25 protein-coding genes are annotated in these 26211 nt (G+C 34.4%); 3 read left to right on the top strand and 22 right to left on the bottom strand.

Annotation, left to right across the window (positions count from 1 at the left end; all coding sequences use genetic code 11):
- The coding region (locus B5X62_RS05300; RefSeq protein ID WP_144038299.1) for a transposase at nt 1–317 on the top strand (317 nt) is incomplete at its 5' end.
- Nucleotides 318–366: 49 nt separating this feature from the next.
- Here the strand turns inward: B5X62_RS05300 and B5X62_RS05295 are convergent.
- The 13 genes from B5X62_RS05295 to B5X62_RS05235 all read right to left on the bottom strand — a co-directional run bounded on the left by B5X62_RS05295 (nt 367) and on the right by B5X62_RS05235 (nt 14473).
- A complete protein-coding gene (locus B5X62_RS05295) occupies nt 367–1713 on the bottom strand; it encodes a hemolysin family protein (RefSeq protein ID WP_079666357.1) in 1347 nt (448 codons plus the stop codon).
- A gap of 180 nt (nt 1714–1893) precedes the next feature.
- Nucleotides 1894–3036, bottom strand: a complete 1143-nt coding sequence (locus B5X62_RS05290) for a tail fiber domain-containing protein (protein WP_079666356.1) — start codon at nt 3034–3036, stop codon at nt 1894–1896.
- Between the two features lie 27 nt (nt 3037–3063).
- Nucleotides 3064–3543, bottom strand: a complete 480-nt coding sequence (locus B5X62_RS05285) for a T9SS type A sorting domain-containing protein (RefSeq protein ID WP_079666355.1) — start codon at nt 3541–3543, stop codon at nt 3064–3066.
- 206 nt (nt 3544–3749) lie between these two features.
- Complete coding sequence (locus B5X62_RS05280) at nt 3750–5042, bottom strand: cellulase family glycosylhydrolase (RefSeq protein WP_079666354.1); 1293 nt, start codon at nt 5040–5042, stop codon at nt 3750–3752.
- Between the two features lie 122 nt (nt 5043–5164).
- Nucleotides 5165–5905 carry a LytR/AlgR family response regulator transcription factor gene (locus tag B5X62_RS05275; RefSeq protein WP_079666353.1) on the bottom strand — a complete coding sequence of 247 codons (741 nt, stop codon included), beginning with the start codon at nt 5903–5905 and terminating at the stop codon, nt 5165–5167.
- Entirely contained in the window at nt 5898–8807 is a 2910-nt protein-coding gene (locus B5X62_RS05270; RefSeq protein WP_079666352.1) for a sensor histidine kinase, read from the bottom strand. Before B5X62_RS05270 ends, B5X62_RS05275 begins: the two co-directional genes overlap by 8 nt.
- 208 nt (nt 8808–9015) lie before the next feature.
- Entirely contained in the window at nt 9016–9876 is an 861-nt protein-coding gene (gene atpG / locus B5X62_RS05265) for an ATP synthase F1 subunit gamma (RefSeq protein WP_079666351.1), read from the bottom strand.
- Nucleotides 9877–9958: 82 nt separating this feature from the next.
- Nucleotides 9959–11536 (bottom strand): F0F1 ATP synthase subunit alpha, encoded by a 1578-nt coding sequence (gene atpA / locus B5X62_RS05260; protein WP_079666350.1) that lies wholly within the window; start codon nt 11534–11536, stop codon nt 9959–9961.
- 17 nt (nt 11537–11553) lie between these two features.
- Nucleotides 11554–12093 (bottom strand): ATP synthase F1 subunit delta, encoded by a 540-nt coding sequence (atpH, locus tag B5X62_RS05255; RefSeq protein WP_079666349.1) that lies wholly within the window; start codon nt 12091–12093, stop codon nt 11554–11556.
- Between the two features lie 5 nt (nt 12094–12098).
- Nucleotides 12099–12593: a F0F1 ATP synthase subunit B gene (locus tag B5X62_RS05250; protein ID WP_079666348.1), complete on the bottom strand. Its 495-nt coding sequence runs from the start codon at nt 12591–12593 to the stop codon at nt 12099–12101.
- 87 nt (nt 12594–12680) lie between these two features.
- Nucleotides 12681–12890 carry an ATP synthase F0 subunit C gene (gene atpE / locus B5X62_RS05245; protein WP_034675836.1) on the bottom strand — a complete coding sequence of 70 codons (210 nt, stop codon included), beginning with the start codon at nt 12888–12890 and terminating at the stop codon, nt 12681–12683.
- A 40-nt stretch (nt 12891–12930) separates the two neighbouring features.
- On the bottom strand, nt 12931–14019 hold the full coding sequence (gene atpB / locus B5X62_RS05240; protein WP_079666347.1) for a F0F1 ATP synthase subunit A: 1089 nt from the start codon (nt 14017–14019) through the stop codon (nt 12931–12933).
- 67 nt (nt 14020–14086) lie between these two features.
- Entirely contained in the window at nt 14087–14473 is a 387-nt protein-coding gene (locus B5X62_RS05235; protein ID WP_079666346.1) for a hypothetical protein, read from the bottom strand.
- Between the two features lie 83 nt (nt 14474–14556).
- Between B5X62_RS05235 and ffh the strand changes: the two genes are divergently transcribed.
- Complete coding sequence (ffh, locus tag B5X62_RS05230) at nt 14557–15924, top strand: signal recognition particle protein (RefSeq protein ID WP_079666345.1); 1368 nt, start codon at nt 14557–14559, stop codon at nt 15922–15924.
- A 76-nt stretch (nt 15925–16000) separates the two neighbouring features.
- Here ffh and B5X62_RS05225 read toward each other — a convergent pair whose 3' ends face one another.
- The 8 genes from B5X62_RS05225 to B5X62_RS05190 all read right to left on the bottom strand — a co-directional run bounded on the left by B5X62_RS05225 (nt 16001) and on the right by B5X62_RS05190 (nt 22987).
- Nucleotides 16001–16681 carry a porin family protein gene (locus B5X62_RS05225; protein WP_079666344.1) on the bottom strand — a complete coding sequence of 227 codons (681 nt, stop codon included), beginning with the start codon at nt 16679–16681 and terminating at the stop codon, nt 16001–16003.
- Between the two features lie 164 nt (nt 16682–16845).
- On the bottom strand, nt 16846–18375 hold the full coding sequence (locus tag B5X62_RS05220; protein WP_079666343.1) for a T9SS-dependent choice-of-anchor J family protein: 1530 nt from the start codon (nt 18373–18375) through the stop codon (nt 16846–16848).
- A 383-nt stretch (nt 18376–18758) separates the two neighbouring features.
- Entirely contained in the window at nt 18759–19283 is a 525-nt protein-coding gene (locus tag B5X62_RS05215) for a porin family protein (RefSeq protein WP_079666342.1), read from the bottom strand.
- Nucleotides 19284–19432: 149 nt separating this feature from the next.
- On the bottom strand, nt 19433–20041 hold the full coding sequence (locus B5X62_RS05210; protein WP_079666341.1) for an outer membrane protein: 609 nt from the start codon (nt 20039–20041) through the stop codon (nt 19433–19435).
- A gap of 226 nt (nt 20042–20267) precedes the next feature.
- Nucleotides 20268–20786: a transporter gene (locus B5X62_RS05205; RefSeq protein WP_079666340.1), complete on the bottom strand. Its 519-nt coding sequence runs from the start codon at nt 20784–20786 to the stop codon at nt 20268–20270.
- A 104-nt stretch (nt 20787–20890) separates the two neighbouring features.
- Complete coding sequence (locus tag B5X62_RS05200; protein ID WP_079666339.1) at nt 20891–21388, bottom strand: hypothetical protein; 498 nt, start codon at nt 21386–21388, stop codon at nt 20891–20893.
- Between the two features lie 173 nt (nt 21389–21561).
- The gene (locus B5X62_RS05195; RefSeq protein WP_144038298.1) at nt 21562–22014 is read right to left on the bottom strand and encodes a hypothetical protein; all 453 of its coding nucleotides are present in this window, start codon (nt 22012–22014) and stop codon (nt 21562–21564) included.
- 10 nt (nt 22015–22024) lie between these two features.
- Nucleotides 22025–22987, bottom strand: a complete 963-nt coding sequence (locus tag B5X62_RS05190) for a PhoH family protein (protein ID WP_079666337.1) — start codon at nt 22985–22987, stop codon at nt 22025–22027.
- Between the two features lie 100 nt (nt 22988–23087).
- Here B5X62_RS05190 and B5X62_RS05185 point away from each other — a divergent pair, with 100 nt between their 5' ends.
- The gene (locus tag B5X62_RS05185; protein WP_079666336.1) at nt 23088–23915 is read left to right on the top strand and encodes an SAM hydrolase/SAM-dependent halogenase family protein; all 828 of its coding nucleotides are present in this window, start codon (nt 23088–23090) and stop codon (nt 23913–23915) included.
- Between the two features lie 64 nt (nt 23916–23979).
- Here the strand turns inward: B5X62_RS05185 and B5X62_RS05180 are convergent, their stop codons facing one another.
- Nucleotides 23980–26151: a M12 family metallo-peptidase gene (locus tag B5X62_RS05180; RefSeq protein WP_079666335.1), complete on the bottom strand. Its 2172-nt coding sequence runs from the start codon at nt 26149–26151 to the stop codon at nt 23980–23982.
- Between the last annotated feature and the right edge of the window lie 60 nt (nt 26152–26211).

The following is a 26211-nucleotide window of genomic DNA, read 5'->3' as shown; positions in this document are numbered from 1 at the left end:
TTTCAGATATACAATCTGCCCGAAAAATGGCTTGTTACGCAGGAGTTGCACCATTTGAATACAGTTCGGGTAGTTCTATTTATCGAAAACCGAGGGTTTCTACAATGGCGGATAAAGAGCTGAAAAAAGTATTGCATTTAGCGGCGCTCAGCTCGATAAGATTAAAAAATGACCTTGCAATTTACTTCCAAAGAAAGGTTGCGGAAGGAAAAAACAAGATGTCTATACTCAACGCAATTAGAAACAAAATTATACACAGAATATATGCTTTAATAAAAAACGAATCTGTGTATAATTTTAATTTGCATATGTCATAGAAATCGAAGTGACGTCAGTTTACAATAATTTTTTTTTGGTTTAAAATTATTAAGCTTCCACATCAAAATCTGGCTCATGCGGTGTGTAGATTAGTTCGACAACTTCTACACTTTTGTTTTGCATTTTCAGAATTTTGATATGATAATCATTACAGTCAAACTCTTGATTTTCCTCTGGAATATCCTCAAGCTCTTTCAAAATAAATCCAGCTAAAGTGTTATAATCTGCTTCTTCTGAAGCTGGAAAAGGTTTTGGTAAAAACTCATTAATTTCTTCCAAAGGTTGCGTTGCTTGCACCCAATAAACATTGTTTGCAACTTCGTCAACGATTTTTTCTTCCTCATCTTCCTCATCTTGAATTTCGCCAACCAATTCTTCCAAAATATCTTCCAACGTGATAATACCTTCTGTACCACCAAACTCATCAATAACAACTGCTAAATGTTGTTTTTTCTGTTGGAAAATTTTAAGCAAATCCGATATTTTTTTACTCCCAACCACAAAGTAAGCCTCACGCATCAATCGTTTAAGATCGTCATGCGACAATTCGCCTTTACTTTTGATGTATTCTCGGATAATTTCTTTAGTGTAAAAAATACCAATAATATTATCGATAGAGCCTTCGTAGACAGGGATACGCGAATATCCACTTTCCATTAATTGGTTAATAATCTCTTCGCGATCGTCTTCGATATCCACAGAAACAATGTTCTGTCTTGGGATCATAATTTGTTTTGCATTATGATCTGTAAAATCGAAAGCGTTTTTGATAATCTCGTAGTTCTCCTCTTGGATCTCGCCACTGTCAGCACTTTGTTTTACTAAAAGCTGCAGTTCTTCTGTTGAGTGGATATCTTGATCCGTTGCTGGATTAATGTTGATTAATCGTAAGAAACCATTTGATAATGAATTCATTAACCAAATAAATGGTTTGAAAATATTATAAAACAAACGAAGTGGCGTTGCAATAAAGAAAGTTGTAGGTTCGGACTTACGGATTGCAATTGATTTCGGAACTAATTCTCCAAAAACAATGTGCATAATTGTAATTAACATAAAACTACAAACAACTGAAATGGTTGTAATGGTAGTCTGAGAAATGTCTAAACCAAAATAGTGAAAAGCATCTTCGATAATATGATGCAAAGCACTTTCTCCTACCCAACCTAAAGCTAGTGAAGCGAGGGTAATACCAAGCTGCGTCGCTGATAGATACTCATCAAGATGTTTGATGATGTGTTCGGCTTGCTTTGCCATTTTGTTACCTTCAGCAGCTTTTAGCTGGATTTGAGAGTAACGTACTTTAACGATTGAAAATTCTGCGGCTACGAAAAAGCCATTGAGTAGCACTAATAATAGCGCAATAAGAAGTTTGACTAAACTGTCGGGGTCCATTTAATTTAAAAATAAATATAGTTGCTACAAAGATATGTATAATTTTTTAAATCGATTTTAAAACAAATCTTTCGAGTATTAATTTTTATAAATCTCTGTATCAATAATTTGAAAAAATTAAGGCCTTAAAAAGCTAAGACCTTAATAAACACTGATGAAAAAAACTCTATCTCGAATAGATTATTTTTTTGATTCTAATTGTTTAATTCTTGCTTCAAGGTTTTTTATAATTTCTTGTTGTTCTTGGATAGCTTTTAGCGCTACAACACCCAATCCTGAATAGTTAACAAACATTTGGTTTTCCTCAATAGGATTTCCTTCGTTTGTTGAGTTTACACTAACCAATTCTGGAAAATATTTTTGAAGATCTTGTGCTACAACGCCAATATCTTTACGATGTGTCGGGTTATTATTCTTATACTCGTAACGGAAAAGTTTAAGATTGCTTACTGATTTTAAAACAGAATCCAATGCTTGAAAATTTGTTTTCAGACGCTCATCCGATGTTGCTGAATAAGCTCCTGTAACACCATCAAAATATCCTGCATTAAAATCGTCACCAATTATCATATTTCCAGTTGATGCTGGGTAAAAACTCCAACCTTTATTTACTGATATATTTTGGATTCTGATTCCTGAATCATAGTAAGTTCCAGTAGGACCATCAACTTGGAATTTATACATTGGGTTTGTATTTCCAATACCAATTTTCCCATATTTATTAATTGTCAACTTAGGTTGTGCTTTTATTGTCAGATGTACACTACCATCCTCGTTGGAAGCACCTGTTCCAAAATCGACATCTTCGTTTGCGCCAGCATAACTTCCCAAATATCCACGATATTGTCCAGCTTCATAAATTCCAAATTGAAGTTTATCACTCTCACTTCCATATAGTCCTGCATGCCCATTAGCATTTGAATTTAGCTGCATAGCCGTCTGTGCGTAAGGCACACTCAGCAATTGACTGATACCCACTAAAGTATAATTATTTCCTCCTGTTGGATCAATCTCTGTTTTAACAAAATAAGGACCTTGCGACCAATCGATTGCTGAAAAAGTACCTGTTGCTGGTGTTCCGCCACCAATTTCTATAGATAATAACCCATTGGCATTAGTTGAAACTGAAGAAAATGTTTCTTTATAAACCGAAGTTCCTGAGGCGGAGGTCTTTAAGACACTAACCTGTACGCCAACTGACTTATTTGCAACAAGCGCATTAGAAGCATTGCGAACAACTGCTTGATAGCTCATTTTTTGAGGCACCTGCGCATAAGCTAAGCCTACAAGACAGATTGCTAAACTTGTAATTAATTTTTTCATGATATTTGTTTTTTATGGTTTTAAAATTTAATTCTTGATGATTTTAAAAGATTTTAGAATCTTGTTGTCGTCGAAAACTCGTAGAATGTAGATACCTACATTTTCTTTTTGTAAATCGATTTGTGTCTCTTCGTTTGAGATTTTGTTCGATTTTATTAGCTTTCCAGATGCGTCAAACAACTCATACTTCGTGTTATTATTTTTTGAAAAACTTGGATTTCTTAAAAATAAAACTGACGTTGTCGGATTAGGAAAAACTTTCATTTCTAAAACAATCGAAGGATTATCGTCAACACCCAAATTTGAAATTTCGTAAGCTTGGTGAACACCTTCTGTTGCAGAATAAGCGCTTGTAAAAGTACTTTTAGTAAAAGCTTGACCAATCGAAAAAGCGATACTTCCAGATGCGCCATTGGCACTGCCACCACTAGCGTTGATCGATTGTTGCGCGATTCCTTTAGAAGAAATCAATAGCACAATCATTATTAATAATTGATTTTTTTTCATGGGTTAATTTTTAAAGGTTTAAATAAATTCTAGCATCTTTCATCCTTTTCAAAAACCTGAATTGATTGTTGAAATTTCATTAATGAAAACTCGTAGAATGATTTAGAAAATCGCTGCAGATTGAGATTAAATTATTTTTCAGCTTTAACTTAACCGCTTCTGCAGCGACACACAATAGTCGAATCCGAAGACTCATAATGAAAACATTACTTCTCAATGATTAACTTCTTCGTCACTTCGCTGCCGTCTTCTAGTTTTATTTTTAGATTAACGACACTTGTAGAAGCTTGAATCTTGAATTCATGGTTATCAGTTGTTTTTAGTTTTAAAAGCTTTCCACCGAAATCAAATGCTTGCACAGACACTACTTTTTTGTCAGACTCTATTTTGAAATTATCTTTAACAGGATTTGGAACGATGCGAACGCCTTTCATATCTAGCATTTGATTACCTACTGCTAGCGCACTGTAACAAGTTGTTGACTTTAATCCGTACACAGAATTGTTGACAATATCATTTCCATAAGTGGTTAGGTTAGCAAACATACCTGTTGTCGTCACTTGACGTTGTGCTGCACAATCTTTATAATAACTCCAAGCCAACCAACCGATGCCGTATTCGCAGGCTTTTGTCAAAACTCTTTTGTAAATATGATTGATATCCGTATCTCCACAAGCATTAGCATCCTGAATATTCGCAATTTCACCTAGAAAGAAATAATATGGGCTGTTTTTCATTTCTAACATTTTAGCATCAATTGCTGCATTGTTATTTGCATAACCTACCCAATAAGTGTGCGCAGAAAAAATGACATTTTTAAGATTATCGGCATTGTAAATAGTCGCTGCAGAATTGTTAACCAAAGTTGAAGATGCCATACCGCAATCTGGTGCATCGATCATAAGTGGGACTTTATAACCTTCCGTTCTTAAGCTAGCAACTGCTGCTGCATAATTGTTAGTAAAATCTGTTGTGCTACCGCCCCAAGCAGTATCGCTCCCAAACTCGTTAGCGAAGTTAATAATCACACGATCTTGGCGCGCATTTATAATGTTTTTGATGGCAGTTTGTTTCCAAAAATCCATAATCTTGGTGTTGAAAGTCGCCCAATCATTAGTACAAGTTAGATCATGAATTTCCAAAATTGTGTAAAGTCCTTTGCTTGTGCAATAGTCGATAAATGCTGCTAGTTTTCCATTGTCAATATAAGATTGTAATGTTCCTGGTGCATTTACATCTCTCCAATGCACACCATTGGTATTCCAAGGGATTCTTATGGCATTAGCACCAGTTTTTACAAATTCATTGATTTTGGTTTGATAAGTAGAAGCCACGTTAAAGTCTACATCGCCATCATCCAAGATTGGATAATTCATTCCTTTTAAGATGAGTGGCGTTCCGTTGGCTGTTTTTAAAGTTTTGCCTTCAACTTTCAGATACTGTGCTTGTGAGAATGCAAACAACATCATCGCTGCAAATAATGTAATTTTTGTTTTCATAATTAATGTTTTTGTTATTTGATAATCCAAATGTCAACATTAATCTGTATGTCTTTGACAGCCAATTGTCGAATGGCGAGTTTCAGTTGTCGAATGGTGAGATTTTGCCCACCAATCTCATTTTATATCTTTTGGAAAAGATTGAGGAATTCTGTCTTTTTCGCTCGACTGATGTTGACGAATTTTCCGTCATTCATTACGATTTCGCCACCGTCACCACGAATATATTGTTTAACAAATTTCAAATTAATGATGTAAGATTTGTGCGCTCGGAAGAAATTGGGTTGATCGCTTAAGACTTCTTCAAACATCGAAATCCCTTTACTAATAAGATGCTTGGTTTGATCTTTCATCACTATATTACAATAAGAACCGCTAGCTTCGACATACATAATATCTTCGATCATGACAAACAATAAGCCTTCTTGCACCGATAGCGCAATCCGATCTTGGATTTTGTCTTTATCAAATTTATAAACATTACTCAATTGTTCTTTTGAAACAAAGAGTTGATCCTGACGAAATCGGTCTATAAGTTCCTGAATATCTTCCACAGAAATAGGTTTTAGAAGATAATCTAGCGCACTCATTTTCAAAGCTTTAATCGCATATTGATTGTAAGCCGTCGTAAATACAAATTTAAAATCAAAAGATTCAAACTGTTCCAAAACTTCAAAACCTGTAAGATTTGGCATTTCGATATCCAGAAAAACAATATCAGGTTTTAAGCTATCTATTGCTGCTTTCGCTTCGCGACTGTCTTGCAAAATCGCCAATATCTCGACATCATCAACCTGTTTAAGAAGATGTTCTAAGGTGATAAGACAATGCTTCTCATCATCCAAAATAATAGTTTTAATCATGTCTATTCATTATTTTGATTAATACTTTAGTCCCTATCCCGACCGAATTGTTATTGTACAAATCAAGAATCTCCACTTGATTTTTTTTGTCCAAACCAAGTATACGGCCTTTCGTTATTTCTAAACCATAAGATTTGTGCGTCGAAGATTTTCTAATTTCGGAGGCTCTTTGGCGTCCAACACCATCATCTTCGATTTCGATATTAATTAAATCAAAATCATCAACATCGCGTAAAAATCTAATTTCTAAATGTCCTTTTTCATTCTTATGATTGATGCCATGCCAAATTGCATTTTCTAAAAACGGTTGCAAAATAAGTGGCGGCAGACTAATATCTTCAGGCTCAATGTCGTCAGAAATCACAATATTATAATCAAATTTATGCTCCATTCGTACTGCTTCGAGATCAAGATAAAGTTTTGTCGCCTCTAATTCCTCTTTCAGACTAATCGTTTCTTTCTGCGAATTATCGAGAATCTTACGCATCAATTTTGAAAATGATGTCAAATATCTACTCGCTTCTTTGTCTTTATTCTGAATGATAAAACTATTAATAGAATTAAGCGAATTGAACAAAAAATGAGGATTCATCTGCGATCGCAACATTTTGTTTTCATTTTCTTTGGCGCGTTTTTTTAGAATACCTTTTTGTTTTTCTTGTTGAACTAAAAAATAAGTGAATCTAAATGTCATAATTGCCACCAACAAAAGACTTAACAACCAAAACCACCACGTTTTATAAAATGGTGCCGAAATATCAAACTTAAACTTCAAAGTTCTTGGTTGGATATTCCCGAGGTTGTCGCCCACTTGGACTTCGACAAGATAATCTCCTGCGACAGGCTTTACAAGGCTAATTTTTGGTTCGTTACCGAGATAAGTCCACTCTTCATTGTTAATTCTGTATCGATAGATAAGCTTGTCTTTGTCAGCAAAATTTAATGCAGAAAAATGAAAATCCAATTGATTGAGTTCTTTTTCTTTAAACTTTAAAACTTCATTTTCTCCAAAATCTAAATTCTCATTATTGGCTTTAATACTTGTCAATTTTAAAACATTGATTAACTCAGTACGAAGAATCGTTTTAAGATTAATTTTTTGAACATTATACTCGCTTGAAAAATACAACCAATCCTCTTTTGTCAAACAAAAGGCTTGTGTAACGTCATTGGAAGCCAAACCATCAATTTTGGAAAGCCGCGTCGTCTTATCATTTTTTAGATTGAATTGATACAAACCTTCGCCACTTCCGAACCAAATATTAGCTTTAGAATCTTGCGCAATACCTTGGATATTATCATTCCCGATTTTAAATTCTCTCGTGTTCATCGACTTTACAATAACGCCATCAGGATTAACGATATTCCATCCGCCGTAAGCCGAAAAAATCACATTTCCATTTTGCAAAAAAGCTGCGCGATTGTAATAATCCGCAACAAATGAATCATGATTATTTTTAATTTTAGTAATCTGTTGAAAAGCCTTAGATTTTTTATCAAAATAAGAAATCCCAAAATCTTGAGGCATCCAACTAGCAAGCCACATTTTATCGTCTTTTGTCACCAAATCATTAAATAAATTGATGCTAAAAAAGCTTTTATTATTATTTAAAAATGTTGGTAATTCTTTAAAAGTCAACAAATCGTAAACCCGAATTGGTCCAGAATCTGGAAGCACCCAAATTTTAGAATCCCAAACCTTAGCGAGTTTCGCCTTGTAATTCTCACTCATAATGACTTTTTCAAATGGTTCGTTATCATTTATTTTCTTTCTAAAGATCCCAACATCCGTCGCAACATACAACATTTGCCCGTCGATCGACAAACGTGTCGGCGTCCCAGAGATTGGAAAAGTTTCAATCTCTTTTTGTTTAGTCTCGCAATAAATCAACTGTTGTTGATCTGCAAACCACACTTGCCCGAGTGGATCTTCTACGATATCGGCGATAATTTTGGGTACAGGCTTGTTAAGATTAATACTCAGAATTTTGTTTTGTTCTTTAAAAACTTTAAGAAGTCCGTTGTTGGTTGACACCCAAAAAATTCCAGTTTCGGAATCGTAAAAAACATGATTAATCGTTTCGAGACTTTGGACAATCGTCTGGATTTTATTGGTTTTAACATCGAAAGTAGAGACTTGATGTTCATCATAAAAAGCCAGCAAGTTGTTAGAAATCGGCTGTTGGACAAACTTTGCAGAAGTCGTCAAAAGCACTTGCTTAGGAATAATGGATTGCGCATCGAGCTTTCCGAGCCAAGCGTCGGGTGACGTCACAAAAATATCGTTGCCCAGTTGTGTTGCGCTATTGATATTTTGTCGTTTAACCAAAGATATTTTATCCAAAGATTTATCCCACTCAAAAATCCCAAACTTAGAAAACATCAACAAGCCATTCTTACTTGGTATAAATTGAAAATTATATTTTAAATCCTTATTTTTTTTATCAATTAAAAAGCTTTTTTGTTTTTTAGTTTTTAAATCAAAATATTTAACATGATTAAAATCTGTCGACCAAACTTTATTATCATTAAAAAAAATATTTTCGAAATGATCATTGTTAGGATTACTATCTCGAAAATTAACTGGATATAAAATCTCTAATTTACTATGGACATTATTTAGTTTTATTAAGCCTTTTCCCGTTTCTTCTAAGAAAATATTTTGCTTATCAGTTGTTGCAAAATAGACCGATGACGAAATGTCTTTATGTGGAACGAAAACATAAGCATCAAAGACAGAAATCCCTTTTTGGGTGTAGATGTAAAGAAAATTATCTTTTTTGAAAGTACCAAACACTTTATCAGATGGCAATCCATCGGTATATTGTACTAACTCAGTCCGATAAACAGACTGAGATAAATAGAAAATCGGTATCAAGAAAAATAATAATCTTGCTAGCATTTTGTCGACATTGGTGTTTTCGTAAGGAAATTAAGCAATTTTTGCAAAATCTCAATTCTACTAAACAAATATCAACAATTGGCTTACACAAAGCGATGCCCATTGTCGAATGGTGAGTTTGGGTTGTCGTATGGTGACTTTTGACCAACAAAAAACGCATCGAAGATTGCTCTCCGATGCGTTTTACCAAACTAACTATTAACTTTAATTAACTATTTTTAAGCGCTTCAGCTCCCGAAACGATCTCAAGGATTTCGTTTGTAATGGCAGCTTGACGAGCTTTATTATAGAATATTTTAAGATCATTTCTCAAAGCTTCCGCGTTGTCTGTCGCTTTGTGCATCGCAGTCATACGTGCACCATGCTCAGAAGCTACAGAATCTAGAATACCTTTGTACACTTGCGTCTTGATGGACTTAGGAATCAAAGTTTCAAGAATCTCTTGTCTTCCCGGTTCGAAAACATAATCAACATTAATTTCTGATGTTTTCTCAGGCATTGCGATTGGAAGCACTTGCTCTGTTACAACCTCTTGAGTTGCTGCATTAATGAATTTGTTATACACTAGATAAACTTTATCAAATTTACCAGTCTTATACTCATCCATTATTTTTTGAGTCATTTTAGCAACATTCTCAAAAGAAAGGTTATCGAACAAATTACTATGGTTTTCGAAAACAATTCTGTTTCTTCTAACCGCATCATATACTTTTTTTCCAACCGTGATAATCTCAACATTGTGATTTTGGTTGTTAGAAAGTTGATGGTTAAGTTCTTTAATAACCGAAGAGTTGAAAGCACCAGCAAGACCTCTGTTAGAAGTAACAACGATGTAAAGAACATTCTTAACTTCGCGTGCAACCGCATATTCCGAAACATTTTCGGAGTCAGAGCTAGAGCTAACGTTTTCTATAATTTCTTGAAGCTTTTCAGAATAAGGTCTTAACATTACGATAGCATCTTGCGCTTTCTTTAGTTTCGCTGCGGAAACCATTTTCATCGCGCTAGTAATCTGCATCGTAGATGAGATGGACGTAATTCTGCCTCTAATTTCTTTTAAGTTTGCCATTATTTTTTTTGTTTCAAGTTTTCATTGTTTCAGGTTTAAAACTAATTTAATTAAACTTTAAACCCGAAACTTGAAACTAATTTTAATTATATTTTGCAGATAAATCTGTAGCAACTTGCTTTAACACACCAGTGATATCGTTATCGATTTTACCAGCTTTAAGCGCTGACATTACTTCTGGGTGTTTGTTTTTAAGGAAATCAACGTACTCAACGATGAATTCTTTAACCTTATTAATTGGGATATTTTTTAACAAGTTTTCTGTACCAGCGTAGATCATCGCAATTTGATTTTCTACTGGAAGTGGTGAGTTAACTGGTTGCTTAAGAAGCTCCACGTTTCTTTCACCTTTTCCGATAACTGCAAGTGTAGAAGCATCTAGGTCTGAACCGAATTTAGCAAAAGCTTCAAGTTCTTTGTACTGCGCTTGGTCAAGCTTCAAAGTACCAGATACTTTTTTCATCGCTTTGATCTGTGCGTTACCACCAACACGAGATACAGAGATACCTACGTTAATTGCTGGACGAACCCCAGAGTTGAACAAGTCTGACTCCAAGAAAATCTGTCCATCTGTAATCGAAATTACGTTAGTTGGGATATATGCAGATACGTCACCCGCTTGCGTTTCAATAATTGGAAGTGCTGTTAAAGATCCTCCACCTTTTACTAATGGTCTTAGAGATTCTGGAAGGTCGTTCATTTGAGAAGCAATTGTATCATCAGCGATAACTTTTGCAGCTCTTTCTAACAATCTTGAGTGAAGGTAGAAAACGTCCCCTGGATAAGCCTCACGTCCTGGTGGTCTTCTTAATAACAAAGACAACTCACGGTAAGCAACAGCTTGTTTTGATAAATCATCATAAACGATCAATGCTGGACGACCAGTGTCTCTGAAGAATTCTCCAATAGAAGCACCTGCCATAGCAGAATATACTTGCATCGGAACTGGATCCGAAGCATTAGCAGCAACAACAACTGTATAAGCCATTGCGCCTTTATCTGTTAATGTTTGTACGATTTGTGCAACTGTAGACGCTTTTTGTCCAATTGCAACATAGATACAATATACTGGTTTCCCAGCGTCATAGAATTCTTTTTGGTTGATGATCGTGTCAATAGCAACGGTAGTTTTACCAGTTTGACGGTCACCAATGATAAGCTCTCTTTGTCCTCTACCTACAGGAATCATCGAGTCAATTGCTACGATACCTGATTGTAACGGTTCAGTTACTGGTTGTCTGTAGATAACACCTGGCGCTTTTCTTTCAAGAGGCATTTCGTAAAGATCACCTGTGATAGGACCTTTACCATCGATTGGGTTACCCAATGTGTCAACAACTCTTCCTAACATACCTTCTCCTACTTTGATAGAAGAAATAGTGTTAGTTCTTTTAACAGTATCTCCTTCTTTTACAAGTTTTGATTCACCAAGTAGAGCAACACCAACGTTGTCTTCTTCAAGGTTCAATACAATACCTTCAACACCACTTTCGAATTTTACCAATTCTCCGTATTGTACGTTTTCTAAACCGTAAACACGTGCAATACCATCACCGATAGAAAGTACAGTACCTACTTCCTCTACGTTAGATTGCGTATCGAAATTTGCTAATTGTTGCTTCAGTATCGCCGATACTTCTGCTGGATTTATTTCTGCCATTTTATGGTTGTTTTTTCTTAATTAAGTTGAAATTCTTTCTTAATGTTATTAAGTTTTGTTTTCACAGAAGCGTCGATTTGCTTATCACCAACTCTTAGGATATAACCTCCCAAGATTTCTGGGTTGATAATGCTTTCTACTTCGAAATCTGTATTGCTAGGAACCAATTGAGAAGCCTTAAGGATTTCTGTAACTGTTTCTCTTGACAAAGCTGTAGCAGAAGTTAGAGATACACGTTTTGTCCCTCTGATATCTTCAACTTTGTTGATAAATTCTTGAGCAATATTTTTAAGTTGAGACTCACGTCCTTTCTTAATGGTCAATTTAATAAGATTTTGTGCAACAGGTGAAAAAGCTTTAAAAACTTCTCCAGCAACTTCAATCTTCTTTTTAGCATCAATAAAAGGCGTATCCAAGAATTGGTTTAACTCTTTTGATTGAGACATGATTTTCACCACATCTTGCATCTCTGTGAAGACTGCATCTGTACTGCCAGCCTCTTGTGTAAACTCAAGAAGACCCTGTGCGTATCTTTTTGCAACTTTAGATGTTAGCATTGTTCTTAGTTAAGGTTAGACTTGTTGATTAAGTTTTCAACTAAAGCAGTTTGCGCTTCGTTGTTATCTAACTTTTGTTTTAGAATATTTTCTGCGATGCTTACAGACAAAGTACCGATTTGGTTTTTGATATCTGCCATAGCTGCGTTTTTCTCTGTTTGGATAGAAGCTTTAGCATTAGCGATCATCTTCTCTCCTTCTACTTTAGCAACATCTTTAGCATCGTTAACGATTTTATCCTTCATCTCTCTAGCTTCTTTTAGGATCGCGTCACGCTCTAACTTAGCTTCACGAAGAATTCTTTCGTTATCTTCTTTAAGTTGAGACATCTCTTGACGAGCCAATTTAGCTTGGTTAAGAGCATCTTGAATGTTGTTTTCTCTTTCTCTTACAGCACTTAAGATTGGAGACCAAGCAAATTTAGCCAACAAAGCTAAAAGTAGAATAAATACAACTGCAGTCCAAAATAAGTTACCAATTGAAGGCGTTAATAAGTCCATTATCTAAATGTATATTAAAGTTATAATTCGTTTTAGTTTAATAAAAGGATTCTACACACCAACCGTCTGTAGAATCCTTAATTGTTTTTATCCGTTACCTAGTAATGCTACTACGATACCGAATAGACCAGCACCCTCGATAAGAGCTGCTGCGATAATCATTGCAGTTTGGATTTTTCCTGATTGCTCTGGTTGTCTAGCGATACCTTCCATAGCGCTACCACCAATTTTACCAATACCTAATCCTACTCCTAGAACTGCTAAACCAGCTCCGATTGCTGCGATACTACCTGTCATAATGTTATAATTTAAAAAGTTGCTTTCTATTAATTAATTTTTAGTGATCGTGGTGAGGCTCCTCAACCGCTGATCCGATAAACAATGCCGTTAACATTGTGAAGATATAAGCTTGCAATGCTGCTACCAATACTTCTAACACATAGATGAATAATGTTAAACCTAAAGATACTGGCGCAATCATATAAGTTTTCATAATGAAGATCAACGCGATCAAACTCATAATAATGATGTGTCCTGCAGTCATGTTAGCAAAAAGACGAATCATCAATGCGAAAGGCTTAGTAATAATTCCTAATAATTCTACTGGAACCAAGATAATGTATACTAAGATTTTTCCACCGAAAGGCATGTTGTTTCCTAATGGATCTAACATGTGCATCCAATACGTTTTTTTACCACTAAGGTTAACTACCAACAATGTGAACACTGCCATAACCATTGTAAAGGCGATGTTACCAGTTGTGTTAGCCGCTCCTGGCACAAGTCCAAGAATATTAAGAATCCAAATGAATAAGAATAATGTTACTAAATAAGGAACATACTTTCTATATTTAACCGAACCGATGTTTTGTAAAGCGATATCATCTCTTACGAAAAGGATAATTGGCTCCATAAACTTCGCGATACCACTTGGCACAGCCGATTTTTTGTAACTAGCTTTTGTAGCGAATGCTAAAAGAATGATAATGATAGCTGCCAAAATCATTTGCGCAACCACTTTAGTAATAGAGAAATCTAAAGGTTTAGCATTAGTTGGATGTTCTACACCTTTTTCATCTTTTTCGATGTTAAGTGTTCCAGCAGCGTCAGTTTTATAAATTTTACCGTGGTATAATTTATAATTTTCGCCATCTACGTTAGCAACCAACTCGCCTTCGTGACCGAATTTTGCAGAACTGAAAACCTTCAATCCATTATCTACTAAAATAACTGGAAGTGGAAAACCAACAGAGCTTTCGCCCTCTCCCCACATGTGCCAGTAATGACCATCAGCAATGTGATGCATAATGAACGGTACAGGATTGTACTTCTCTTCTTTAGCCGTCTCATGTCCCTCGTGTGACTGTGCAAACGAAAAACTTAGTACGAATACATGAAGAAGAACTAACAGTTTTTTAAAACTCATGACTAGATTGATTTCTAAAATTTTTGCAAAAATATAAAATATTATCCGATTTTGGGAAATCTTTAACTTAAATATTTTTATGATATTCGTCTTGTTTTCTTACCAAAGCAACCACTACCGCCACTTCCACAGCAAGATACAACCAATATATCGCAAAATATGCTAAAAGATTATTTTTAAAATCTTTTTCAAACAACGCAATATACCCGATTGCGAACAGTTTGAAAACTACAAATCCTAAAAATATAAATCCAATAATATTTTTCTTTTTTAAACCAAAAACAATTAGCATCGTTAAGACACCAATTAAGGTTACAAAAAATAACAAAAAATGTATTCTGTAACTTAAATGCATAATATCTTGATTCCCCAAAAACCACTGAACCAAAAACATTATCGCCGAAAACAAAAGGAAAAGCACCGCGTAAGTCGGTACGACTTTTAAATTCTTCATTTTGGCAAAACTACCAAAAATTATTCAGAACTTCTTTATTTATTATAAATTCATTATTTTTGCAAACCTAATTACTCAAAAAGATGTTCAATAGTTTACAAGACAAACTCGATAAAGCCTTACACAATATATCAGGCCGCGGAAAAATCACCGAAATTAACGTAGCGGAAACCGTTAAGGAAATCCGTCGTGCTTTGGTAGATGCCGACGTTAACTACAAAGTTGCGAAAGACCTTACCAAAAGAGTTCAGGACAAAGCGATTGGTCAAAATGTATTGACATCGTTAACGCCAGGACAATTGATGACCAAAATCGTACATGACGAATTGGTCGATCTAATGGGCGGTTCTCAAGAAGGCATCAATCTTTCTGACAAACCAACTATTATTTTAATTGCTGGTCTACAAGGTTCTGGTAAGACCACTTTTTCTGGTAAACTTGCCAATTATTTAAAACAAAAAAGAAGCAAAAAACCTCTATTAGTAGCATGTGACGTTTATCGTCCTGCTGCGATTGATCAGCTAAAAGTATTGGGTGGTCAGATTGGAGTACCTGTATACACGGAAGAAGGAAATCTTAACCCAGTTCAGATTTCTGAAAATGCGATTAATTTTGCTAAATCTAACAGCCACGACGTTATCATCATAGATACCGCTGGTCGTTTAGCAATTGATCAAGAAATGATGAACGAAATCCGTAACGTTCATCAAGCTGTTAAACCTACAGAAACACTTTTCGTTGTTGACTCGATGACAGGACAAGATGCTGTTAACACGGCAAAAGCCTTCAACGATGTCCTTAACTACAATGGTGTTGTCCTTACCAAATTGGACGGTGACACGCGTGGTGGTGCCGCTTTAACGATTCGTTCGGTGGTTGAGAAACCAATTAAATTTATTTCTACAGGTGAAAAAATGGAAGCTTTGGATCTTTTCTACCCAGAAAGGATGGCTGACAGAATCTTAGGAATGGGTGACGTTGTGTCCTTGGTAGAAAGAGCGCAGGAGCAATTCGATGAAGAGGAAGCAAAACGACTTCACAAGAAAATCGCCAAAAACGAATTCGGTTTTGATGACTTTTTAAAACAAATTCACCAAATCAAAAAAATGGGTAACATGAAAGACCTTATGGGGATGTTACCTGGTGTTGGTAAAGCAATAAAAGATGTTGACATTAGCGATGACTCTTTCAAACATATCGAAGCGATTATCTACAGTATGACGCCAGAAGAAAGAAGAAAACCATCAACTATCAACATGCCTCGTAAACAACGTATTGCAAAAGGTGCTGGTAGAAAACTTGAAGAAGTTAACCAACTGATGAAGCAATTCGAGCAAATGGGCAAAATGATGAAGATGATGCAAGGTCCTCAAGGAAAACAAATGATGCAGATGATGAGCAAGATGCCAAATATGCCAGGAATGGGCGGCGGATTGTTCGGAGGAAAATAATTTTTTATTAATTCAATTTTTAGATAAAAAAACTCTCAGATTGCTCTGAGAGTTTTTTTTATTTTATGTGCTAAGATTAGAATTTATATCCTACACCAACTTGGAAGTAATTTAATTTTAGTGAAGAATCCACATCTTTTTTATAGATCTTGGACACGCCTAAATTATATCTTGCATCCACAACAAATGCGTTCATAAAAGTATAATCTACCCCAAACTGAACACCAAATGTTGGTTTTGCTAAATTATCATTTAAAACTTTATTAAATTGATGTAGCTCCGAAGCCATTTCCTGATTAGCTTCATTAATAACATCTGGTGGCAAATTAGATTCTTTATACTCACCTTTTATTTTGCTAGATGTCGTGATGGAGATATTTGGACCAGCGTATACAGACAGTTCTGGTATAACATAATATTTAAGTGAAATCGGGAACACAATTTGCTCATATCCAAAATCCATATTTAATTTTGCGTAACTGCCAGATTCTGACAATTGCCCTTGATATTTCCCTCCTAATCCAGCATACAAACCTTCAATCTGAACTGCAATTTTTTCGTTAAATTTTTGTTCAAAAAACAAACCAATAAAGAAGTCAGAACGCCCTTTTTTATCTAACGCCACTTGTTCAAAATCCATATTTTCTTTAGTATTAATTTGCGAGTTTATATACCCACCTTTAATACCAAAAGAAGATTTCTGAGCATTCATTGCTCCAAAAAGTGCCAAAGCACCAACCAATAATATTTTTCTCATTGTTTATTAAAATATTGCGCAAAAATATAATTATTTATCAAATTAACAAAATTTAACTAAAATTAACATATGAAGTTTCAATATTAAAACAAATAAAAAAAGGTGAGAAAACTAATTCTCACCTTCACAAAAAAGATTTATACTAAACCAAAAAAATAAAGATTTTACTCTTTAATTATTTTGAAAGATTCATCTTGCGATGCAGATTTAACTCTAAGTAAATAAACTCCTTTTTTAAGATCTGACACGTTGATTGTTCTTACATTCTTTTCAATAGTTTTTACTAACTGACCAGTCAATGAGAAAATCTGAATACTATTAACATCTTTATCCGTTTTGATGTTAACTACATCCTTAGCAGGATTAGGATATACAGATATTGCTTTATTAGCAGCGGTATTATTAACTGCTAAATTTGCTACATCGCCAACCATAACGTCATCAATATCAAGACCTCTTCCATATTTGCTTATTCCTTCGAAAGCCACATAATAAGTATTAGATTTATTCGGAAGTGGCAATGTTACATCTGTCCAAGCGGCATGTTCTGTAGAGTAAGTATCTCCAATTTGTGTCCAAGTTCCGCTAGCACTCGTTTTATAATAAACTTTAAGAACGTCAATGTCATTAAAGAATTCAACATTGGCCATGCTAAATTTCAAAGCAGGGTTATTAACTGCAGACAGATCCATAACCGGCATCACCAACTTTGCAATATCTGTACTGTTGGTTACACTAAATTGCGCCATATAAGGTGCTGACTTTGGAGTGATAGTAGCATTTTGATTTTGATTAACAAATTCCCAAGCCGTAACACCTTCAACCAACTCATTTGACCAACAAACAGGAAGTGTATTAGCATCAAATTTCTCCGTCAAAGGGAATGTCACATTTGCATTACATGCTGTAGAAAAAGATAACGGACTAGACCACGCACTTGTACCATTAGTAGCACAGTTTGATCTTACATAAGCTTCATATTTGCTAGCCGCCGATAGGCCTGTAAGTGTTGTTGAGTTAGTAGCACTATTAACTATAGTACCACTACCTTGTGCGAATCCAGCAGGTCCATACTCTATGTCATAGGTTGCATTAGGTGTGGCAGAAGTTGCCCAACTTATTTTTGCGGAACTAGTAGAAATATTACTAGATACCACATTTGTAACTCCTTCACATAATGGAGCAGCGCCATTAAACACGTCATCTATATCAAAATAAAATTGATCTTGAGTATCTGAATAGAAAGCTATATAAATTGTTTGACCTACATAAGCAGACAAATCATAATTATATTTGATATAAGCATCAGTTGTAGGAGCAATATTAGCATCTAAAACAGTTGTAAAAGCAGCCTTTGTAGGTGTTGTAGTAGAAATTTTAAGACTAATGTTCTCCAACCATTGAGCGCTTCTACTTCTTCCATAAAAAGAGAAAAAATCATTAACTCCAGCAGTTACATGAATAGCAGGTGTTACGAGATAATCATCATGGGCATCACTAGAATATTCGATTGTTGCCATTTGTGCACCACTGTGTGCACTGTTTACTGCAGCAATACTCCAAGTTATTTCGTCGCCACCATTAATAACAGTCCAACCTGTTGGGATTTCCGGTGAAGCTTCAAAACCTTCAGTGAATTGCGCATTTGCTAACATTGGTAGAGCAAAAATTGCGAAAAGTAATTTTTTTGTCATAATTATTATATTTTTCGATTCGCTCAAATATAATAATATTTTTAAACGTTAATTACTTTTTATAAAATATTTTTAACATTTAAAAACAATAACAAAAAAAAACCATAACAAAAACAGGCAAATAAAGCAAAAAACATAGTATTAACGCTATTTTAACAAAGATTAACCCTATTACCAAAGAATAAAATTTTTGAATAATTATTAAACTAAAACATTCATTTTTTAATTAATAAACACAAAAATCAAAAAAAACACACAACTAAAACACTCAGATACAAAGCCTAAATATGGAAAAATATTATAATTTATATAAAATTAAGTGAAATAGTTTCACAAAAAAATGCCCAACAAAGTTGAGCATTCTTTATATTACTAAAGTAAAATTAGTTAAAACGGTAACCTACACCAACATTAAGATAATTAGCTCTAATAGAATAACCCGAAGGTGCATTCTTAAGATGATTATTTAACTGGAAAGAATATCTTGCTTCAGCAAAAAACTTTGGTGTAAAGTCATAAGCAGCTCCTAAAGCTAGTGCAATATTAGTTTTATTAAAATAAGTGTCATATCCATCTGGCGTCTCACTTAGGTCAAATAAAAATTGAGGTCCAACTTGAAGATTAAACTTTGGATCCACATAATACTTCACCATTACTGGAATTTGAATCGCACTTGCGTCATCAATATTCGCATAGTTAACTGCTGGTTGAATTTTCACTTTTTCTCCTGCCGAAAATTCTGCAAAAAAGCCAGCATAAAACCCTGTTGAAGAACTTGTCTCAGTAAATTCTGGTGTTTTTCCTTTTGCAAAACCTGCTAATAGTCCTGCATTAGCTCCGAATTTAGTCTGTTGTGCAGTAACTGTAGCAAAAAGCGCAAGAGCTCCTGTTAAAAATAGTTTTTTCATAGTTTATTTACAATTGAGGCGCAAAAATATAATTATTTATTAAATTAACAAAATTTAACATATAATTATTTTCAATATACTAATATTAAAGCAAATAAAAAAGAGCAACCCTTCGATTGCTCTTAAAATAAATATTTTGTTGTAAAATCTTATTTGAAAAGATATTTAACTCCAAAAGTAACTGATCCTAAATCAAGACCAAAGTTGTAGTTATCTACACTTTTAGAATCTTTGAATTTTGCAGATCTATATCCGAACTCACCAACTGTAGCTTCGATAGTCCAGTTAGGTGCAATGATATAATCGATACCTGGTTTAACAACAACTCCAAAAGCAGAGAATTTGTCTTTACCTACTTCTTGACCATTGATCTCTGACTTTTGATTACCAAATGCCATCGGAACTGATAATTGACCGAATAATAAGAAGTTATCAGATACATTCCAATATTTTCTTACTAATGGCTCAACAACGAACGCAGAATTAGTATCCTTGTAATCAACTGTACTAAGACCGTTGAACTCTTTACCTTTCTCTGATACTGATGTATAACCAACACCCACACCAATAGCCACGTTAGGCGCTACAAAATACCCTACAGTTGGGATAACTGAGAATGAATCTGTAGTTACATCATTGTTATTATTTTTTTGACCTTGGTAACCTACAGAACCTGAAATAAATGTAGTCCCTTGAGCAATCTGTGCATTAACTGATGCGAAAAGTGCAACAGCACCTACTAAAAATAACTTTTTCATAATTGATTAAAATTGATGCTGCAAATTTATAAGATTTCGTTTTAACTATTTTTAACAAAAATTATGAAATATATCAGCTATTTTGATTTAAAAAATAAACACTCAAGTTTAACATTTAGCAACGATTTCAGAAAAGCATTCAGAAAAGTTTAAAAATACCTCACATTGAATAAAAAAAACCACTATTACAAGTGGTTTAATCTTAAAAGTAAGTATTTTCTGATTATTACTTTCTGAAAGAATAAGCATACCCAATATTAAACGATTGCACCGAACCTCCTTTAACACTAATGCCTTTATAACCGACATAAAGCTCGTTACCCTTACCAATAATAACACCTAGCTTTGGCTGGTATAGAAAACCTCCTTCTCTGTTCCCGTTTAAAACAAAACCATAACCCAAATCGAGACCTAGACTAACTTTCTTAGCAATATTATATTGAGTAGTAAGCGCAACAGGCACAAGACTAGTCGGCTCTGGTCTGAAGTCATATCTATAGTCCATAAAATTAATACGCTGTGCCTCTTTATAAAAATACGCTGAGTAACCCGTAGTTATCCCCAATTCAAAATTAGGAGCAACTTCCCAGACATAAGCAACATCAACACCAGTTGTCACAGTAATAGCATCTTTTGTATCTCCTAAAGGCAAACCAACATGAGCACCTATTTTAAAATTAGAATTAACTTGAGCCTTAGTAATAATCGCAGCAAAAGCCATTGCAAAAAATAATATTTTCTTCATAAATAAAAATTAGCCGCGAAAATACAACCTTTTTCTTAAAAAAAGCAAAATAAAAAAGCATCCAAAAATTGGATGCTTTATATCTATAAAATATAAATACTTAATTATTTCCCAAATGAATATGCATAGCCCAAGTTAACAGAACCGCCGTTACCTCCATCTTGAGAAATACCTCTATAGCTTAAATTAATTTCGCTAGGTCCAAAATGATAGGCTGCTTTAGGCGCATAATAAAATCCCCCATCACTATTACCATCTGCAAATGCAAATGCATATCCTAAATCTACAGTTAAACTAAACTCAGGAGTGAAACGATATTGTCCAGATGCAGCAATTGGAACAACATTTACATTTGGTATTTTATATGTTCCATAGCCTGTGTCAAGATCTTTACCAAAATAAATATTATATCCTGATGCAAGACCAAGATTAAAATCCGTAGCGATTGGCCATAAATATGAAGCATCAACTCCCGCAGTAAAACTAGATGTATTTGAAGCATCTCCAACTGGTAAACCCACGTTAGCTCCTAATTTAAATCCTGTTTGAGCGTTCATTGCTCCAAAAAGTGCCAAAGCACCTACTAAAAATAACTTTTTCATAATTCTAATGTTTGTATTGATTTTGTTATATATTTTTTATGATGCAAATTCGAGACCAAATTATAAAATATGTTAAAATTTAAAATAAACAATATATACTAAAATCACAAAAACCTGCATACACATGCGTTTGTAAAAGATTACGAATTGTTAAAATTTTTGTTTATGTTAATTTATTTAACAGTAAAACTAATAGTTTGATTATGATAAACTCCTGAAAGCTTGATTATGATCGCACTTTTCCATCTAGATTCAGGTTTTAAATGAGGGTTTTCGACATCTTCGCCAATAATATTCAACTTATCACCATTTTTTACGATAGAAACAACTTTGATATCATTCATGGTTTTAGGCGTTGCATTTATTGTAATGAGGGTTTCGTTAGCATCATACGCAGGAATAGGAATTTGTCCATAACCTTTCGGCGAAGCATTCAAAAACTGATACAAATAGTCAATCTCCTGCTGACTATTTAATATTCTGGAAGTGTTATCTCCTAACATCTCAAGTTTTGATTGATGAATTACTTCAAAAGCGATTGCATCCGAACCAGAAGTAACTACTTTATTTTGAGGTGAACATTGTAATGCTAAAACAGTTACCAACAATATATATAAGTATTTCACGCACAAAAAATTATTTATTTGGTTGATTTTGCTGATCTTCCTTATTATAAGCCAAGATAATTTTCTTAACCACCGGATGTCTAACAACATCTTCTTCTGTTAAATACACAAAACCAATTTCTTCGACATCTTTCAAAATCCTCATCGATTCTCGAAGACCAGATTGCTGATTTTTAGGTAAGTCAACTTGACTAGGATCGCCTGTGATAATAAATTTAGCATTCATACCCATTCTTGTTAAAAACATTTTCATTTGAGAATGTGTCGTATTTTGCGCTTCATCCAAAATTACAAAAGCGTCATCCAGCGTACGTCCACGCATAAAAGCCAAAGGTGCTACTTCGATAACTTTCTTTTCCATAAAGCCTTCTAGCTTCTCATGCGGAATCATATCTCGAAGGGCGTCATACAATGGTTGCAAATACGGATCTAATTTTTCTTTAAGGTCGCCAGGTAAAAATCCCAAACTCTCCCCCGCTTCCACTGCAGGTCTCGTCAAGATGATCCTTTTAACCTCTTTATCACGAAGTGCTCGTACCGCTAAAGCCACGCTGGTATAGGTTTTCCCAGTTCCGGCAGGTCCAATTGCGAACACCATATCTTTCTTATCAGTAGTTTTTACTAATTTTTTAAGATTAGATGTTTTAGCTTTGATAACTTTTCCGTTAACACCTTTAACAATGATATCTTGGTCAAAAACCAATTGCTTTTCTTCCTCGGATTTTATTTTTAAAATAGATTCAACATTTTTGAGATCGATGCTGTTATGTTTAGAAATAAAAGCAACAATATCGTCTAGCCTAGATTTAAGAACATCTAAAGTTTCTTGATTACCCATCGCAAAAATATAATTATCACGACCTGTAATTTTAAGAGTTGGAAAGCTAGATTTAATTAAATTAAAGTATTGATTCTGTACACCATAGAAGATTTTTGTATCGATGTCAGAAATTTCATAATTTAGTTCATACATATATTTTCAGAGTATTTTCCTAACAAATATATAGAATTGATTTGAGGAAAGCCTTGACCTGAGCATATATTTATAGTTAATTTTGCATAAAATAAAAGAGATGCCAATTATAAGTTTAACTTCGGATTACGGAACCGTCGACCATCGCGTTGCCTGCATCAAAGGCAGTCTTCTTAGTCAGAACGAAAACATAAAATTGGTTGATATCAGCCACGATATTTTAGCCTACAATCTTCAACAGACCGCCTATATTATTAGAAGTTCTTACAAAAGCTTCCCAACTGGCAGTATTCATATAATTTGTGTTGATAGCTTTTATCATAAAGACCGAAAAAACATTCTCGCAAAAGTTGATGGGCATTACTTTTTAGCAGCTGACAACGGCGTTCTTAACTTAATTTTTTTCGATATTAAGCCAGATTACGTTTACGAAATCACACTGAATAAAAGATTTGATGACACGATTAACTTTACGGCAACGGATATTTTTGTCCCTGCTGCCATCCACCTTTCTAATGGTGGCGTGCCAGAAGTTATTGGTCGTCCAACGCTAGATACAAAGGAAACTTTCTTTGTGAATGCAAGCTACAAAGCTTCCGAAAAAATGATTATCGGCGAAGTAATGTATGTTGACAATTTTGGAAATGTGATCTCAAATATCCATAAAAGTCTTTTTGAAAAACATGCGAGCAACTTCGAATCTTTTACGATTAAATTCAGGAATATCGTTTTAACAAAGATTTTTAATCAATACACAGATTTAATCTCAAATTGGGAACAAGAGCAAGAATATCACGGTAAATCTGCGGTTATATTTAATGATAATAATCTTCTCGAACTTACAGTATACAAAGGCAGTCTTCACAATGGTGCCGCCTCTTTATTCGGTATGAATATGGGCGAAAAAATCTATATCGAATTTGAATAAAGTCTAAAATAAAAAAAGCGTTTGTTATTAACAAACGCTTTTTTATGTTTAATTTTCTAATAAATTATTTAACAAACTTTTTAGAAATAACTTGTCCTTCAATTGTTGCGTAAGCAACATAAACGCCTGAAGCAAGTCTACTAATGTTAACTTCAGAATTTCTATCAAGTGCTAGATCTGTTTTAACAATTTTTCCAGCCATATCAAAAATCTCCAACTTATCAATCACTTTATTCGATTTTACTATTAAAGTATTTTTTGATCCAGTAACAGCTAATGAAAAGCCGATCGTTTTAACATCAATAGTAGATAATGTTTTACATTCTACTTTCGCAATCCATCCTTTCTCAACAACCGAAGCGTTAGATGAAAAACGTATTGTGATTGCTCCTGTCGGGTGTGTCGACTCGAAAGAGCCTAAATTTTGCGTTCCCGAAATATTAATTGAACCGTTATGTAAAAATGGAGTTGATGCAATATTAGGTCCGTCATAAATTCTCATCATATCACCACCTTGTTCTGTTACAAACTCAGTAAATGTTAGCTTAATCTTATCATTGGGGTTGCTAGGTGTAAAAGTTTTAACAATAACTTCACTATTGCCATAATCGCGATCTTCGCCTCCAGAATCTGTAAAATTATAATTAGACCCACACCATTGTGCATCTGTCATAATAAGTTGAGTCACGGCATAAGAATTTTCGCCACCACAATTAACGCCAACACTTATAGTATAATAGGTGTTAGGTTCTAAAGTAGCAATATTAATAACTTTATTGGTTACAACGCCAGACTTAACAACAGTACCATCCGTTTTAGCAATTTTATATTTCCATTCAGTTCCTCCATTATTATCGATAATTGTCGCTGTAAGAGAATTTGGAGTCAGGTTGGAAATCTGAAGATTGGACACCGTTGGGTTACAACCTGTCACACAATCTGTGTTAAGACATGCTTTAGAGTCTACTGTCTGACGAATTAACGCGCCTGGCTGTGGACCAAAACCTAATGCCAAATTAATACCAACGCCACCTACCAAATGACAATAACTCATTATTGTTCCTTTTGCAGGAATTGGACCATCACAACCTTCGGAATAGCCACCAACCGGGCCACAACCATCGATTGGCGTATTATCACCATTCCATACACAAGCGTGTGTATGTGGCGAACCTAAAGAATGTCCCATCTCATGCGTCATTGCCATAATCGTCCAAGAATAAGTCGGCACATTTGCATAAGTCATATCGATTCCAGAATAAGCATATTTACTTACAGAGCACAAAGAGTTAAGGTAAGCTACACTTGTCGTTGAAGGATAATTAACGAGATGCGCGAGATCTCCATTAAAACTTGTACGAGTAGCCTTAAACTTTGCTAAATTTTCGTCAAAACTTCCAGTATAAGGATCAGCCGATGTCCATACAAAAATCTCATGCAATGACATTTTAACACCATCATTATTATACAAAGTTCCAATATTATTATGGATTGCTGTTATCCAGTTGGTTGTTTTAGTAACATCTCTCCCGTTCTGAATGTAGGGTTTATTACAGATTTCATAATACACTCTTACACAATTCTCGGTTGTTTGAGCCGTTTTAGAGATTGCATTAGGATCAAATGAAATTTTCTGATTTTGATTTTCCATCAAAGCATCAGCCTTACAAACAAACTGACTTTTTCCCGTTAAAGTAGCATCGGAATAAACAACGAAATCTTCAGAAGAAACAGCCTTTCCTAATACGACATTTCCAATCTTAAGGTCAGAAGCCAATCCTACAACATCATCTTCAAAAAAGCTAAACGCAACTATTGAAGATGCATCACCTTTAATAATACCTTGATAATATACGCCTGGTTTATAATTTTTGAATTCTCCTTTGTCCGTTTGAACAGTCAAAGTCTTTTCACCACCAAAAATATCATTCTGTAACAACTCGACAGTAATCATTTTTTCACGAAACGGAAAAGTCATTTCGATAGCTGTTGGTCGTTTTGAAACCAAACTTTCTAATTGTTTCTTATCAAGATCTAGTACAATAGCATCAGTCGCAGATTGCTTGTATACGGCATTTTTGCTAGCGACCTCGTTTTTCTTAAAAAGATTGTAGCTTTCAAAACTTTGTTTACTTGTTTTATAATCCATAATTCTCTTCGCTACTTTTTGTCCAGATTGACCAAAAGATAAAGAAAACGCACAAAACAAGAAAATAACTTGTAATATTCCTTTCATTTTTAATTTTTTATTAATCTTTTGCAAATAAAAGATAAAAAAACCAATTTCACAATTTAC

This window comes from Soonwooa buanensis, from assembly GCF_900167905.1.
GTDB classification, from domain to species: domain Bacteria; phylum Bacteroidota; class Bacteroidia; order Flavobacteriales; family Weeksellaceae; genus Soonwooa; species Soonwooa buanensis.
This window is presented reverse-complemented; position numbering and strand designations above follow the sequence as displayed.

Bases quoted from the DNA above. Each gene is read 5' to 3' on its own strand.
- atpB (WP_079666347.1), bottom strand. From the start codon at position 14,019: ATGAGTTTTAAAAAACTGTTAGTTCTTCTTCATGTATTCGTACTAAGT.
- B5X62_RS05285 (WP_079666355.1), bottom strand. From the start codon at position 3,543: ATGAAAAAAAATCAATTATTAATAATGATTGTGCTATTGATTTCTTCT.
- B5X62_RS05185 (WP_079666336.1), top strand. From the start codon at position 23,088: ATGCCAATTATAAGTTTAACTTCGGATTACGGAACCGTCGACCATCGC.
- atpG (WP_079666351.1), bottom strand. From the start codon at position 9,876: ATGGCAAACTTAAAAGAAATTAGAGGCAGAATTACGTCCATCTCATCT.
- atpE (WP_034675836.1), bottom strand. From the start codon at position 12,890: ATGACAGGTAGTATCGCAGCAATCGGAGCTGGTTTAGCAGTTCTAGGA.
- B5X62_RS05280 (WP_079666354.1), bottom strand. From the start codon at position 5,042: ATGAAAACAAAAATTACATTATTTGCAGCGATGATGTTGTTTGCATTC.
- B5X62_RS05290 (WP_079666356.1), bottom strand. From the start codon at position 3,036: ATGAAAAAATTAATTACAAGTTTAGCAATCTGTCTTGTAGGCTTAGCT.
- B5X62_RS05210 (WP_079666341.1), bottom strand. From the start codon at position 20,041: ATGAAAAAGTTATTTTTAGTAGGTGCTGTTGCACTTTTCGCATCAGTT.
- B5X62_RS05180 (WP_079666335.1), bottom strand. From the start codon at position 26,151: ATGAAAGGAATATTACAAGTTATTTTCTTGTTTTGTGCGTTTTCTTTA.
- B5X62_RS05250 (WP_079666348.1), bottom strand. From the start codon at position 12,593: ATGGACTTATTAACGCCTTCAATTGGTAACTTATTTTGGACTGCAGTT.
- B5X62_RS05200 (WP_079666339.1), bottom strand. From the start codon at position 21,388: ATGAAAAAGTTATTTTTAGTAGGTGCTTTGGCACTTTTTGGAGCAATG.
- B5X62_RS05275 (WP_079666353.1), bottom strand. From the start codon at position 5,905: ATGATTAAAACTATTATTTTGGATGATGAGAAGCATTGTCTTATCACC.
- B5X62_RS05270 (WP_079666352.1), bottom strand. From the start codon at position 8,807: ATGCTAGCAAGATTATTATTTTTCTTGATACCGATTTTCTATTTATCT.
- B5X62_RS05235 (WP_079666346.1), bottom strand. From the start codon at position 14,473: ATGAAGAATTTAAAAGTCGTACCGACTTACGCGGTGCTTTTCCTTTTG.
- B5X62_RS05205 (WP_079666340.1), bottom strand. From the start codon at position 20,786: ATGAAGAAAATATTATTTTTTGCAATGGCTTTTGCTGCGATTATTACT.
- B5X62_RS05220 (WP_079666343.1), bottom strand. From the start codon at position 18,375: ATGACAAAAAAATTACTTTTCGCAATTTTTGCTCTACCAATGTTAGCA.
- atpA (WP_079666350.1), bottom strand. From the start codon at position 11,536: ATGGCAGAAATAAATCCAGCAGAAGTATCGGCGATACTGAAGCAACAA.
- B5X62_RS05215 (WP_079666342.1), bottom strand. From the start codon at position 19,283: ATGAAAAAACTATTTTTAACAGGAGCTCTTGCGCTTTTTGCTACAGTT.
- B5X62_RS05295 (WP_079666357.1), bottom strand. From the start codon at position 1,713: ATGGACCCCGACAGTTTAGTCAAACTTCTTATTGCGCTATTATTAGTG.
- B5X62_RS05225 (WP_079666344.1), bottom strand. From the start codon at position 16,681: ATGAGAAAAATATTATTGGTTGGTGCTTTGGCACTTTTTGGAGCAATG.
- ffh (WP_079666345.1), top strand. From the start codon at position 14,557: ATGTTCAATAGTTTACAAGACAAACTCGATAAAGCCTTACACAATATA.
- atpH (WP_079666349.1), bottom strand. From the start codon at position 12,093: ATGCTAACATCTAAAGTTGCAAAAAGATACGCACAGGGTCTTCTTGAG.
- B5X62_RS05190 (WP_079666337.1), bottom strand. From the start codon at position 22,987: ATGTATGAACTAAATTATGAAATTTCTGACATCGATACAAAAATCTTC.